Below are 12210 nucleotides of genomic sequence, written 5' to 3' on the forward strand. Positions count from 1 at the left end.
CCCCCCCCCCCCCCCCCCCCCCCGAAGCGGCGGCCCCTTCGCGTGCCCGCGCGCCCGGGTCGGCCGGACCTCCAGCGCCCCTCAAGCCGGACGGGGCACGATCGGCGCCTCGCGGCGCCGCAGCGGCCGCCGCCCACCGTCGCAGGAGGAACCCGTCATGCGTTTTCTGTTCGTGGCGCAGGGGCCGTCCCACGTCCAGTGGCAGATCCCCCTGGCCTGGGCCGCCCAACTCGGCGGACACGAGGTGCTGGTCGCCACGCGGCCGACCTGTGTCGACCAGGTCACCCGGGCCGGCCTGCCGGCCGTCGCGGTCGGCGAGGAGCAGCGCATCGCCGCCCTCACCGAGCAGGTGAAGGCCGACCTGTTCGCCCAGGTGGGGCGCCGGGTGGCCGAGCAGGGCGGTGGCGACTTCGCCCCCACCGAGAGCGAGATGCTGATCGCCGGCGGGCGCAAGATGATCGCGCTCGCCGAGGGGATGGCGGAGGACGCGGTGGCGGTGGCGCGCGCCTGGCGCCCCTCACTGGTCGTCCACGACACCGGCGCCCTGGTCGGGCTGGTCGCCGCGGCGGTGCTGGGCGTGCCCGCGTACGGGCAGATCTGGGGAGCGACCTCGGACGGGATCTTCGACGTCGCGGACGAGCACATCCTGCCGTACTTCGCCCCTCTGTTCGAGAAGTACGGCGCGGAGCCGCTGACCGCCGCCCCGACCTGGATCGACCCGAGCCCGCCGAGCCTGCGCTCGCCGCTGCCCGTGCGGCGCATCGACGTGCGCTACACCCCCTACAGCGGCCCGGGCGTGGTGCCGGACTGGCTGTGGCAGGAGCGGTCCGGCCCGCGGGTCTGCCTGACCACCGGGATCTCCGTCTCCGGCGACTCCTCGATCTGGAGCGACACGCTCCAGCGCACGCTGCTCGACGCCCTGCTCCGGCGCGGCTGCGAAGCCGTGGTCACCGTCAAGGACGCCTCCCACCCCTCCTTGCGCGACCTGCCCCCCGGGGTCCGCCTGGTGGAGAACTTCCCGCTCAACGTGCTGCTGCCGACCTGCGACGCGGTGGTCCACCACGGCGGCACCGGCACCGGCACCACCGCCCTCGCCCTGGGGGTGCCCCAGCTGGTCCTGGCCCACCACCCGATGCACCGCCAGTGGGGCGCGCAGGTCGAGCGCTCCGGGGCGGGGGCGATGGTCCGCACCGACCTGGCCGTCGACCCCGCCTCCGTCACGGCGGCCGTGGCGGCCGTGGTCGAGGGCGCGGACGTGCACGAGAGGGCGGCCGCGGTCGCCGCCGAGATCGCCGCGATGCCCGCCCCCGCGACCGTCGTCGAACAGCTGGCCGGGGAGGCCGCCGCGTACTCCACCGGAGCTCCGAGCTGATTCGATGCGCCCGGAGGAGGCTCGAAACCTCTGGATCGCATCGGTCCCGCAAAGGAGTCAGCTGTCCATGCGTGGCATCATCCTCGCCGGCGGAAGCGGAAGCCGGCTGCACCCGATCACCCAGGGTGTCTCCAAACAACTACTGCCCGTCTACGACAAGCCGATGGTGTACTACCCGCTGTCGGTGCTCATGCTGGCCGGCATCCGGGAGATCCTCCTCATCTCGGCGCCGCGCGACCTGCCGCTGTTCCAGCGGCTGCTGGGCGACGGCTCGGCGCTGGGCCTGGACATCCGCTACGCCGAGCAGGCCCAGCCGCGCGGCATCGCCGAGGCGTTCACGCTCGGCGCCGATTTCATCGGCGGCGAGCCGTGCGCCCTGATCCTGGGCGACAACATCTTCCACGGGAACCGGTTCTCCGAACTGCTGCGCCCGCACACCTCGATCGCCGAGGGCTGCGTGCTCTTCGGCTACCCCGTGGCGGACCCCCAGCGCTACGGGATCGGCGAGGTCGACGCCTACGGGCGCCTGGTCTCCATCGAGGAGAAGCCCAGGAACCCGCGGTCGAACCTGGCCGTCACCGGCCTGTACTTCTACGACCGCCACGTCGTGGACATCGCGCGCGAGCTGCACCCGTCCGCCCGCGGCGAGCTGGAGATCACCGACGTCAACCGGCGCTACCTGGAGGCGGGCACGGCCCGACTGGTCGAACTCGGCCGGGGTTTCGCCTGGCTCGACACCGGCACCCACGACTCGCTGATGGACGCCGGCCAGTACATCCAGACCCTCGAACGCCACCAGGGCATCCGCATCGCCTGCCTGGAGGAGGTCGCGCTGCGGATGGGCTTCATCGACGTGGACGCCTGCTACCGGCTGGGCGAGGCACTCGCCAGTTCGGGCTACGGCCAGTACGTCATGGACACTGCGGTGTCGACCGGGGCCCGGCTGGAACAGGCCCTGGCGGCCAAGTGAGGGACACCCAATCCTCGATCGACAGTGGAAGGACAGGACGTTATGAGAATCCTGGTCACCGGGGCGGCCGGGTTCATCGGCTCCCACTACGTACGCACGCTCCTCGACGGCGGCTATCCCGGCGAGGAGGCCTCCCACGTCACGGTGGTCGACAAGCTCACCTACGCGGGCAACCGGGCCAACCTGCCGCTCGGCCACCCCCGGCTCACCCTGGCGGAGGGGGACGTCTGCGACCTTCCGCTGCTGCTGGAGGTGCTGCCGGGGCACGACGCGGTGCTGCACTTCGCCGCCGAGTCGCACGTCGACCGCTCGTTGCACTCCGCCGCGGAGTTCGTGCGCACCAACGTCGCCGGGACCCAGACCCTGCTGGACGCGTGCCTGCGCACCGGCGTCCAGCGGGTCGTGCACGTCTCCACCGACGAGGTGTACGGATCGATCGACGAGGGCTCGTGGACGGAGCGGAGCCCGCTGCTGCCCAACTCCCCCTACGCGGCCTCGAAGGCCTCCTCCGACCTGATCGCCCGCTCCTACTGGCGCACCCACGGCCTGGACCTGTCGATCACCCGCTGCTGCAACAACTACGGGCCCTACCAGCACCCGGAGAAGCTGATCCCGCGGTTCACCACCAACCTGCTCCAGGGCCGCCGGCTGCCCCTGTACGGCAGCGGCGACAACGTCCGGGAGTGGCTGCACGTGGACGACCACTGCCGGGCGCTGCACCTGGTGCTGACCAGGGGCCGGGCCGGCGAGGTCTACAACATCGGCGGCGGCCACGAGCGGACCAACCGGCGGCTCACCGAGCTGCTGCTGGAACTGTTCGAGGCGGACTGGAGCGCGGTCGAGCAGGTGGCCGACCGCAAGGGCCACGACCTGCGGTACTCCCTGGACGACGGCAAGATCCGCACCGAGCTGGGCTACGCGCCGCGGATCGACTTCGAGGAGGGCCTGGCGGCGACGGTGGCCTGGTACCGGGACAACCCCGGCTGGTGGAAGCCGCTGCTCAACGAGGCGGCGCGGTGACGGCCCCGGATCCGGCCGCCGGGCGCACCGGCCCGCAGGCCACGGTGGCCGGGGCCGGGTCCGCCGGCTACGGCTGCCCGTTGCCCGGGCCGGGTGCGTCGTCGACGGTGGCGGGCGGCCAGGGGGCGTGGGCGGCGACCTGGGCGCGCAGCCGGCGCAGGGCGCGGGCGGAGGCGATGCCGACCGCGCCGGCGACCCGGCCCTCGCGCAGGCAGACGGCGGCGAAGCGGCGCTCGGCAAGGCCGCCGTCGACCGGTTCGAAGCGGTCGGCGGTGCCGGGGCTGCCGAACGCCTGGACCCGCAGGCCGTACTGGTCGGTCCACAGGTACGGGACGGGCGCGTAGGCCTGCCGGGCGCCGTGCGGGCCGGCCAGCAGGTCGCGGGCGGCGTGCAGGGCCTGTTCGGTGGCGTTGGTGCGCTGTTCGAGGCGTCGGCGGCGGCCGGTGCGCGGGTCGGGCCAGGAGGCGGCGTCGCCGGCCGCCCAGACGCCGGGGCCGGCGGCGCAGTGGGCGTCGCAGGCCACGCCGCCGCCCGCGTCCAGAGGCACGCCGCTGCCGGCCAGCCACTCGGTGGCGGGCTCGGATCCGATCGCCATCAGTACGGCGTCGGCGGCCAGTTCGGATCCGTCGGCCAGCCGCACGCCGGCGGCCCGGCCGCGCCGTTCGACCACGGCGGCGGCGGTGCCCCGGTGGATCCGCACCCCGTGTTCGCGGTGCAGGCCGGTCAGCAGCGCGGCCGTCTCGGCGCCCAGGACGGCGGCCATGGGTGCGGCGGCGGTCACCAGCCAGGTCACCTCGGCCCCGAGTCCGACGGCGGTGGCCGCCGCCTCGGCGCCGAGCAGTCCGCCGCCGGCCACCAACAGCCGTACGCCCGGCCGCAGTTCCTCGCGCAGGGCGAGGGCGTCGGCGAGGGTGCGCAGCACGTGGGCGCCGGGCAGCGGCGCCTCGCCCGCGGGCCGCGGTGCGAGGGCTCCGGGCAGTCGGCGCGGGCGGACGCCGGTGGCGAGGACGACGGCCTGGCAGCGGATCCGGTGGCCGTCGGCGAGGTGCACCGTTCGGGCCTGGCGGTCCAGGCGTTCGGCGGGTGCGCCGAGGCGCAGGTCGAGCCGTAGGTCCGCGAGTGCGTCGGGGCTGCGCAGGGCGAGTTCGCCGGGTTGCCACTGGCCGTCGAGCAGGTGCTTGGACAGGGGCGGGCGGTCGTACGGGGGTTCGTCCTCGGCTCCGACGAGGGTGAGGCGGCCGTCGTAGCCGGCCCGGCGCAGCGCCTCGGCGGCGTGCAGTCCGGCGGCGCCGGCGCCGACGACGGCCACCTCCCGCAGTGCGTTCACGCCCGGTCCGGGGCCTGGTCGAGCTGGATCGCGGCGGCCGGGCAGACGGCGGCGGCGTCCTGGACGGCCTGGTGGAGCCCGGCGGGCGGGCGGGCGTCGAGCAGGACGACGATGCCGTCCTCGTCGCGCTGGTCGAAGACGTCGGGGGCGGCGAGGACGCAGTGTCCGGCGCCGCAGCACTTGTCCTGGTCGATCTGGACGAGCACGGGGCTCTCCCTTCGGGGCACGGCTGGTGTCGGGGTGGGGGCGGGCCTGCGGGTGGGGGGTGCGGGTGGGGGCGGGCGTGGTGGCGCCCGGGGTCACCAGGCGACCGGCAGTTCGTGGACGCCGTAGATGAGCATGTCGCTGCGGAAGCGGACGTCTTCGAACGGTACGGCCAGGCGCAGTTCGGGCAGTCGCCGCAGGAGGGTGTCGAGGGCGATCTGCAGTTCCAGCCGGGCCAGCGGCTGGCCCAGGCACTGGTGGACGCCGAAGCCGAAGGCGAGGTGGCGGCGGGCGTCGCGGGTCAGGTCGAGTTCGTCGCCGGCCGGGAACTCGTCCTCGTCGCGGTTGGCGGTGCTGATCATGCAGACGACGCCTTCGCCGGCCCGGATGCGCACCGCGCCGAGGTCGACGTCCTCGGTGGCGACGCGGGTCAGGCCGGAGTGCACGATGGTCAGGTAGCGCAGCAGTTCCTCGACCGCGCCGGTGACGGCTTCGGGGTGGCGGCGCAGGTGGTCGAGCTGGTCGGGGTTGCGCAGCAGGGCGAGGACCGACAGGGCGGTCATGTTGGCGGTGGTCTCGTGTCCGGCGATGAGCAGCAGCCGGCCCATCGCGCCGATCTCCGCGGTGTCGAGTTCGCCGCGTTCCACCAGGCGGCTGAGGATGCCGTCGTCGGGGTGGGTGCGCTTGGACTCGGTGAGCCGGATCAGGTAGTCGACCAGGCGGTGCTGGGCGGTGGCGACCTCCTCGACGGAGGATTCGCGGCGCAGCAGGACGCGGCTGCACTCCTGGAAGAACTCGTGGTCCTGGTAGGGGACGCCGAGTAGCAGGCAGATGACCAGGGAGGGCAGGGGCAGGGCGAACTCGTGGACCAGGTCGGCCTCGGTGCGGGAGTGGGTCATGCGGTCGAGCAGGTCGTCGGCGATGCGCTGGATCCGGGGGCGCAGCGCCTCGACCTTCTTGATCATGAATTCGCCGGTGAGCATCCGGCGCAGGCGGGCGTGCTCGGGGTCGTCCATCCGGATGAAGGTGGGCTGGCCGGTGTTCAGTTGCCGGACGCCCGCGGTGAGGAAGGGGAAGCCGGGGCGGGTGCCGTCGGCGCTGAAGCGGGGGTCGGACAGGACCGCCTTGACGTCCTCGTGGCGGGTGACCAGCCAGCTGGTGCTGCCGTCCCACAGGGAGATGCGGCTGACCGGCTCCTCCCGCTGGGCCTGCTGGTAGGCGGGCGGCGGGGCGAAGGGGCAGGTGCCGCGGGCGGCGGGGTGGGTGAAGCGGGGGGTCCGGGCGGCGGTGGCCATCAGGGGCTCCCTTCTCGGGGTGGGGTGGAGCGGGACCCTGGAGCATTTACGTGCCAAAAGCAACTAACTCGCCGTCACGCTAACTCGCGGTGCGTGGCGGTGGAAGAGGCCATCCGGTGGGCGCCGAATCTGTCCGAAATCCGGTCAGCGGTCGGCACCGCAGCGGTGGTGGGCACCGGCTCGCTACAGTTCGCCCATGTCGGACGCCGCAGACGATCGGACCGCCGCCGCGGAGGCCGCCACGGACGCCACCGCGGACCTGGAGGCCGTACTGGCCTCGCTGGCCTACCTGCTGACCCGCTCCCAGGAGCACGAACGCCGCACCGCCCGGGCCGGCATCACGGCCGCCCGCTCGGACGTCTACCTGCTGCGCGCGCTCGCCGAGGCCGAGGGGCCCAGCCGGGTCGGCGACCTGGCCGCCAGACTGATGGTCAAGCCCTCCCACGTCACCCGGCAGATCGACCGCCTGGAGGGCCAGCGCCTGGTCGAGCGCACCCCGGACGCGCTGGACCGCCGGGCCCGCCGGGTGGTGCTCACGCCCGACGGGCGGGCGATGCTGGAGCGGCTGAAACAGGCCAACATCATCGGGCTGACCAGCGCGCTGGAAGGCGTCCCGGAGCCGGACGTCGCCGCGACGGTCGGCGTGCTGTGCCACCTGATCGAGCGCTACGTGCAGCGGGTGCGGGGCGCGATGCTGCCGGAGGAGGACGGCTCCGCTCCCCCGGCGGACGGGGCGGGCGGGGCCGTGGGGGCGGCGGCCGAGGGCTGTCCCGCGGTGCGCGACGTGGTGGAGTCCTGAGCCGCCCGGCGTCCCGGCGTTGACGCGGGGCCGCGCGGCGGTCGGGACGGACCCGGCCGGGCCGGGTCAGGGCAGGCGGGCGGCGGTGTTGGCGTGGTGGGCGGCCTGGCGGTGGACGGGCTGCAGGGCGGGCCGTCAGCGGTAGACGCCCGCCGCCCCGGCTCCCTCGGAGCCACTCCGCACCGGGCCGCCACCGACACCGCCCAGTACCGGGCGGGCCGTCAGCGGTAGATGCGGGCCGCCCGGGCGGGGGCGGCCAGGACGTTGGCGACGAAGAGGCCGAGGTCGAAGTGCTCCGCCTCGGCGAAGGGCGTCAGGTCGTCCTCCAGGCCGGCCCATTCGGGCGGCACCGGGTAGCGCAGCTCGGTGTCCTGGCCGACGGCCAGGACACACTCCGGCCCGACGACCCGGTGCCGGACGCCGGCGGCGGCGTCGAGCCGGATGTCGCGCTCCCCCGCCCGGATCCGCAGCCCGTCCACGCCCCGGTAGAACACCACACGGGTGCACGCCAGTTGCCCGTAGTGCCCGTGGCTCACCTGCCCCGGCCCGGCATCCCGTTCGGGCCCGAGCGCCCCGGTCACCGGATCGAACTCCGCTACCCGTCCGTACGTGTCGAAACTCGCGACCAGCATGTCGGTTCCCCTCCTCCAGTCCCTGCCCGGCGCCGCCCCTGCCGGCCTCCGCCCTCCTGCGCGCCGAAGGAAGTACGGCCCTGGGACGGGCCGCGGGCTCGGGCCCGCCGACGCGCGGCGGGCGCGACGCATCAGCCGCACTGCGCGACGGACGCACCCGGCACCATCCCACGGACCACCGGGCCCCGGTCGGGGGTGGTAGCCGGTGAGGGTGTGGCGGGGATGCCAGCCCTGGGCGACTCGCCGTCGGCGGCGCAGCGGCGGGTGCGGATGCCGGTGGCCTTCTCCAGCATCCGCCCGGGCAGGGCGAGTCGGGCGTGGGCGGCGATCTCGTCCTGGAGCTGCTGGGAGGTGAGCCGGCGGGCGGGCAGGTGGGCCCGACGGCGGTGATGCCGATCCTCGGTGTCGCTGCCGGATGATGCATGGCCCCATGCTTCAGGCGGGCGCCGGGGCCCACCTGAGTACAGGTACTCAGGTGGGCCGGGGCGAATACCCGTTCGGGTCGTGCGGGCTACCCGGGCGGGCGGCGGTCTCAGGGCGCGAGGACCCACTTCTGGTTGGCCAGGCCGTTGCAGTCCCAGATGCCCAGCTGGGCGCGGTTGGAGGTGTCGAAGCCGAGCTCGTCCAGGCACTTGCCGGTGAGCACGTTCTTCAGCGAGCCGTCGGGCTGCGGGATCCACTGCTCGCCCTGGCTGCCGACGCAGTCGTAGATCTCGACCTTGGTGCCGTTGGGGCTGGAGGCGCTGCCCCAGACCACGTTCAGGCACTTGCCCAGGCCGCGGACGGTGCTGTCCAGCCCCAGGGTCCACCACTGGGCGCCGGTGCCGTTGCAGTCGTAGATCTGCACGGGGGTGGCGTTGGTGCTGCTGCCGTGGGCGATGTCCACGCACTTGCCGCCGTAGCCGACCAGGCGGCCCTGCTTGCCCTGCATGCCGATGACGACCGGGCGGATGGTGTCGGTGGCGATGTCGCCGGGGTGGCACACGGCGGTGGAGGTGCCGTCGCCGACCACGGTGTTGCCGGCGACCCAGTAGGTGACGGGCTGGCTCTGGACGATATAGAAGCAGACCACCTGGACCTGCCAGACCGTGCCGGGCGGCACGTTGTTGCAGGTGGCGGAGGCCATCGGGCCGCCGCGGCCGGTGCCGCAGGCGCCGGGGGTCTCGGCCTGGGCGGTGGAGGACGTGGCGGCGCCCGCCAGGGTGAGCAGGGTGGTCAGCACGGCGGCGAGGGTTCGTCGCAGGCGCATACGAGGGGTCCCTTCTGGTCGACGGGGCCCAACCGGATGTGTGGATCGTGTGGTTGGTGCCGCCCAGCGTGGGCGACGAGGTGAGGATGCGTCAACTATGGTGAATGGCTTGTCCGGAAACGATTCATGACAGCTTGCGGAGGGCCGGTGGCCCGGCCGGAGGGGACGGGGCCGGGGGCGGGCTGTCGGACCCGACCGGCAGACTGGAGGCGACCACCCGAGCGAAGCGAGGACGACACCATGGCCGACCGGCCCCTGACGCTGATGGCAGTGCACGCCCACCCCGACGACGAGGCCACCGGTACCGGCGGCGTGCTCGCCCGCTACGCCGCCGAGGGCATCCGCACCGTCCTCGTCACCTGCACCGACGGGGCCTGCGGCGACGGCCCCGGCGGCGTCAAGCCCGGCGAGGACGGGCACGACCCGCAGGCGGTGGCCGCCCTGCGCCGCAAGGAACTGGAGGCCAGCTGCCGCGTCCTGGGCGTCGACCACCTCGAAATGCTCGACTACGGCGACTCCGGGATGATGGGCTGGCCCGCCAACGACGCCCCCGGCTCGTTCTGGGGCACCCCCGTCGCCGACGGCGCCGCCCGCCTGGCCGAGCTGGTCCGCCACTACCGGCCGGACGTCGTCGTCACCTACGACGAGAACGGCTTCTACGGCCACCCCGACCACATCCAGGCCCACCGCATCACCATGGCCGCCCTGGACCTGGCCCCCGAACTGGCGCCCAAGGTGTACTGGACCACCGCGCCGCACTCGGCGATGAAGCGCTTCGGCGAGGCGATGCGGGAGTTCGGCGCCGACTGGGACGAGCCGGCCGGGGCGGGCGATGCGACCGAGACGGCCGAGGCCGGCGAGGTCACCGGCGGGACGAGCGGGGCGGGATCGGCCGTCGAGGCCCCCGAACTGCCGCCCATCGGGCTGCCCGACGAGGAGGTCACCACCTGGGTGGACACCAGCGCCTACGGCGGGCAGAAGTTCGACGCGCTGGCCGCCCACGCCAGCCAGGGCGAGAACATCTTCTTCCTGCGGATGGGCAAGGAGCGCTTCACCGAGCTGATGGGCATCGAGACCTTCGTGCGCGTCCGCGACACCACCGGCGCGCCGCTGCCCGAGCAGGACCTGTTCGCCGGCCTGCGCTGACACCCCCGCCCCCGGCGCCACCCCCGCCCCCGGCGCCCGGCCCGGCCACCGGCACCACGCCGGGGCCCGGGCGCCCGGGGCGTCCGCCCTTTTGAGGCGGGGGTTTCTGGGCAGTGGCCCCCTATGGGCGTCCGTGCTGGTCATCGGCGACGTGGCCGGCCACGACCTGCGCGCCGCCGTCGCCATGAGCACCCTGCGCAACATGCTGCGCGGCATCGCCGTCGACCGCGGGGAGCCGCCCGGCGACCCACACGCTGAACCCCCACTCCACCGCGACCTGCGTCTACGCCCTGGCCAGGAGCGGCGACGACGGCTCCTGGGAACTGCACCACTCCTCGGCCGGGCACCTGCCCGCCGCTGCTCACCACCTGGAACGGCGGGACCCGCTACCTGGACGGCGGGGCCGGGCTGCTGATCGGCATGGACCCCGGTCCGCCCCGCGCCACGGCCTGTGACCCCCTGCCGCCCCGCTCCACGCTGCTGCCGTACACCGACGGGCTGATCGAACGCCGCGGGCAGTCCCTCGACGACGACGTCCCGGCCGCCACCGCGATCCTGCGCCAGGGCCTGGACGCCTGGCTGGGCGACCTCAAGGCCGCCGCCGAGCACTGCGGCTGACCGGCCGTCACACCTCCCCCGGCCCCGCTCCCCGCGCGAGTGCGCAGGTCAGGAGCGGGGACAGGTGTGCGCGGGGGGCCGGATGACCATGAGAATGGTGCGGACAGTCCCCCCGAAAGTTGACAGAAGGAACCCCCACATGGATCTCGGCGTGCGCTGGAAGCTGCACGGTGACGGGCGCACGCCCGCACCGGGAGCGGTCGTCCGCCCCGACGAACGGCTCTCCTGGCCCCGCACGGCAGGGCTCGGCGCCCAGCACGTGGTCGCCATGTTCGGCGCGAGCTTCGTGGCCCCGGTGCTGATGGGGCTGGACCCCAACCTGGCGATCATGATGTCCGGCGTCTCGACCGTGATCTTCCTGCTGGCCACCCGCGGCAAGGTGCCCAGCTACCTCGGCTGCTCGCTGTCCTTCGTCGGGGTCGCCGCGGTGATCCGCGCCCAGGGCGGCACCAGCGCGACGGTCACCGGCGCGGTGCTCGTGGTCGGCGTGGTGCTGTTCCTGGTGGGCCTGGCGGTCCAGTACTTCGGGGCGCGGATCATCCACGCGACGATGCCGCCGATCGTCACCGGCGCCGTGGTCATGCTGATCGGCTTCAACCTGGCCCCGGTGACCGCCTCCACGTACTGGCCGCAGGACCAGTGGACGGCGCTGCTGGTGATGCTGTTCACCGGCCTCGCGGTGGTGTGCCTGCGCGGCTTCTGGTCGCGGGTGGCCATCTTCCTGGGGCTGGTCTTCGGCTACGGGATCTCCTTCGTGTTCGACCGCGTCTTCGGCAAGATCCACTCGGTGGACGGCGGCGGGCACATGACCGACCACTGGCGCCTGGACCTCTCCGGCGTCGGCAGGGCCGACTGGATCGGCCTGCCCGCCTTCCACGGCCCCTCCTTCCAGTGGTCGGCCGTCCTGGTCGCGCTGCCCGTGGTGATCGCGCTGGTCGCCGAGAACGCCGGGCACGTCAAGGCGGTCGGCGAGATGACGGGCGAGAACCTGGACGACAAGCTCGGCACCGCGATCTCCGCCGACGGCGTCGGCTCGGTGCTCTCCACCGCCCTCGGCGGCCCGCCGAACACCACCTACTCCGAGAACATCGGCGTCATGGCCGCCACCCGGGTCTACTCCACGGCCGCCTACTGGGCGGCGGCCGGGTTCGCGCTGCTGTTCGGCATCTGCCCGAAGTTCGGCGCGGTCGTGGCCGCGATCCCCGGCGGGGTGCTCGGCGGGATCACGGTCATCCTGTACGGCATGATCGGCCTGCTCGGCGCGCAGATCTGGATCAAGTCCAAGGTGGACCTGCGCAACCCGCTGAACCTGGTGCCGGCGGCGGCGGGCATCATCATCGGCATCGGCAACGTGACGCTGAAGTTCACCGACACCTTCAGCCTCAGCGGGATCGCGCTCGGCACCCTGGTCGTCATCACCGGCTACCACGCGCTGCGGGCGCTGGCTCCCGCGCACCTCAAGACCCAGGAACCGCTGCTGGACTGTCAACGGCCTTGAAGGTCTCCCCGTAGGCGGCCATGAGTTCTCCCCGCTGGCGGCCACGGAGTCTTCCCCAACGGCGGCCAGTTATCTCCCCG

Annotated in this window: 11 protein-coding genes and 1 pseudogene; 7 read left to right on the plus strand and 5 right to left on the minus strand. The window is 73.8% G+C overall.

Going from position 1 to position 12210, the window contains the following annotated elements:
• Window positions 1-157: 157 nt before the first annotated feature.
• The 3 genes from ACFV1W_RS38555 to rfbB all read left to right on the plus strand — a co-directional run bounded on the left by ACFV1W_RS38555 (window position 158) and on the right by rfbB (window position 3362).
• Entirely contained in the window at window positions 158-1372 is a 1215-nt protein-coding gene (locus tag ACFV1W_RS38555) for a nucleotide disphospho-sugar-binding domain-containing protein (RefSeq protein WP_380422018.1), read from the plus strand.
• A 67-nt stretch (window positions 1373-1439) separates the two neighbouring features.
• Entirely contained in the window at window positions 1440-2342 is a 903-nt protein-coding gene (gene rfbA, locus ACFV1W_RS38560) for a glucose-1-phosphate thymidylyltransferase RfbA (protein ID WP_380422019.1), read from the plus strand.
• Window positions 2343-2384: 42 nt separating this feature from the next.
• Window positions 2385-3362 (plus strand): dTDP-glucose 4,6-dehydratase, encoded by a 978-nt coding sequence (gene rfbB / locus ACFV1W_RS38565; RefSeq protein ID WP_380422021.1) that lies wholly within the window; start codon window positions 2385-2387, stop codon window positions 3360-3362.
• Window positions 3363-3429: 67 nt separating this feature from the next.
• Here rfbB and ACFV1W_RS38570 read toward each other — a convergent pair whose 3' ends face one another.
• From ACFV1W_RS38570 to ACFV1W_RS38580, 3 genes are all read right to left on the minus strand, one after another.
• Window positions 3430-4689 (minus strand): NAD(P)/FAD-dependent oxidoreductase, encoded by a 1260-nt coding sequence (locus tag ACFV1W_RS38570; protein WP_380422023.1) that lies wholly within the window; start codon window positions 4687-4689, stop codon window positions 3430-3432.
• Window positions 4686-4895: a ferredoxin gene (locus ACFV1W_RS38575; protein ID WP_380422024.1), complete on the minus strand. Its 210-nt coding sequence runs from the start codon at window positions 4893-4895 to the stop codon at window positions 4686-4688. The genes ACFV1W_RS38570 and ACFV1W_RS38575 overlap by 4 nt, the downstream gene beginning before the upstream one ends.
• Before the next feature lie 93 nt (window positions 4896-4988).
• Window positions 4989-6188, minus strand: a complete 1200-nt coding sequence (locus ACFV1W_RS38580; protein WP_380422025.1) for a cytochrome P450 — start codon at window positions 6186-6188, stop codon at window positions 4989-4991.
• Window positions 6189-6384: 196 nt separating this feature from the next.
• Between ACFV1W_RS38580 and ACFV1W_RS38585 the strand changes: the two genes are divergently transcribed.
• Entirely contained in the window at window positions 6385-6987 is a 603-nt protein-coding gene (locus tag ACFV1W_RS38585) for a MarR family winged helix-turn-helix transcriptional regulator (RefSeq protein ID WP_380422027.1), read from the plus strand.
• A 221-nt stretch (window positions 6988-7208) separates the two neighbouring features.
• Here ACFV1W_RS38585 and ACFV1W_RS38590 read toward each other — a convergent pair whose 3' ends face one another.
• Both ACFV1W_RS38590 and ACFV1W_RS38595 read right to left on the minus strand, forming a co-directional pair.
• The gene (locus ACFV1W_RS38590; protein ID WP_380422028.1) at window positions 7209-7619 is read right to left on the minus strand and encodes a hypothetical protein; all 411 of its coding nucleotides are present in this window, start codon (window positions 7617-7619) and stop codon (window positions 7209-7211) included.
• Between the two features lie 532 nt (window positions 7620-8151).
• A complete protein-coding gene (locus ACFV1W_RS38595; protein ID WP_380422029.1) occupies window positions 8152-8868 on the minus strand; it encodes a ricin-type beta-trefoil lectin domain protein in 717 nt (238 codons plus the stop codon).
• A 240-nt stretch (window positions 8869-9108) separates the two neighbouring features.
• Between ACFV1W_RS38595 and ACFV1W_RS38600 the strand changes: the two genes are divergently transcribed.
• The 3 genes and pseudogenes from ACFV1W_RS38600 (at window position 9109) to ACFV1W_RS38610 (ending at window position 12130) form a co-directional block, all read left to right on the plus strand.
• Complete coding sequence (locus tag ACFV1W_RS38600; RefSeq protein WP_380422031.1) at window positions 9109-10014, plus strand: PIG-L family deacetylase; 906 nt, start codon at window positions 9109-9111, stop codon at window positions 10012-10014.
• 130 nt (window positions 10015-10144) lie between these two features.
• Window positions 10145-10632 (plus strand): annotated as a pseudogene (locus tag ACFV1W_RS38605) (PP2C family protein-serine/threonine phosphatase); the annotation flags it as partial.
• 139 nt (window positions 10633-10771) lie between these two features.
• Entirely contained in the window at window positions 10772-12130 is a 1359-nt protein-coding gene (locus ACFV1W_RS38610; protein WP_380422032.1) for a uracil-xanthine permease family protein, read from the plus strand.
• Window positions 12131-12210 lie beyond the last annotated feature (80 nt).

The organism is Kitasatospora sp. NPDC059648 (assembly GCF_042734825.1).
In the GTDB taxonomy this organism is placed as follows: Bacteria; Actinomycetota; Actinomycetes; order Streptomycetales; family Streptomycetaceae; genus Kitasatospora.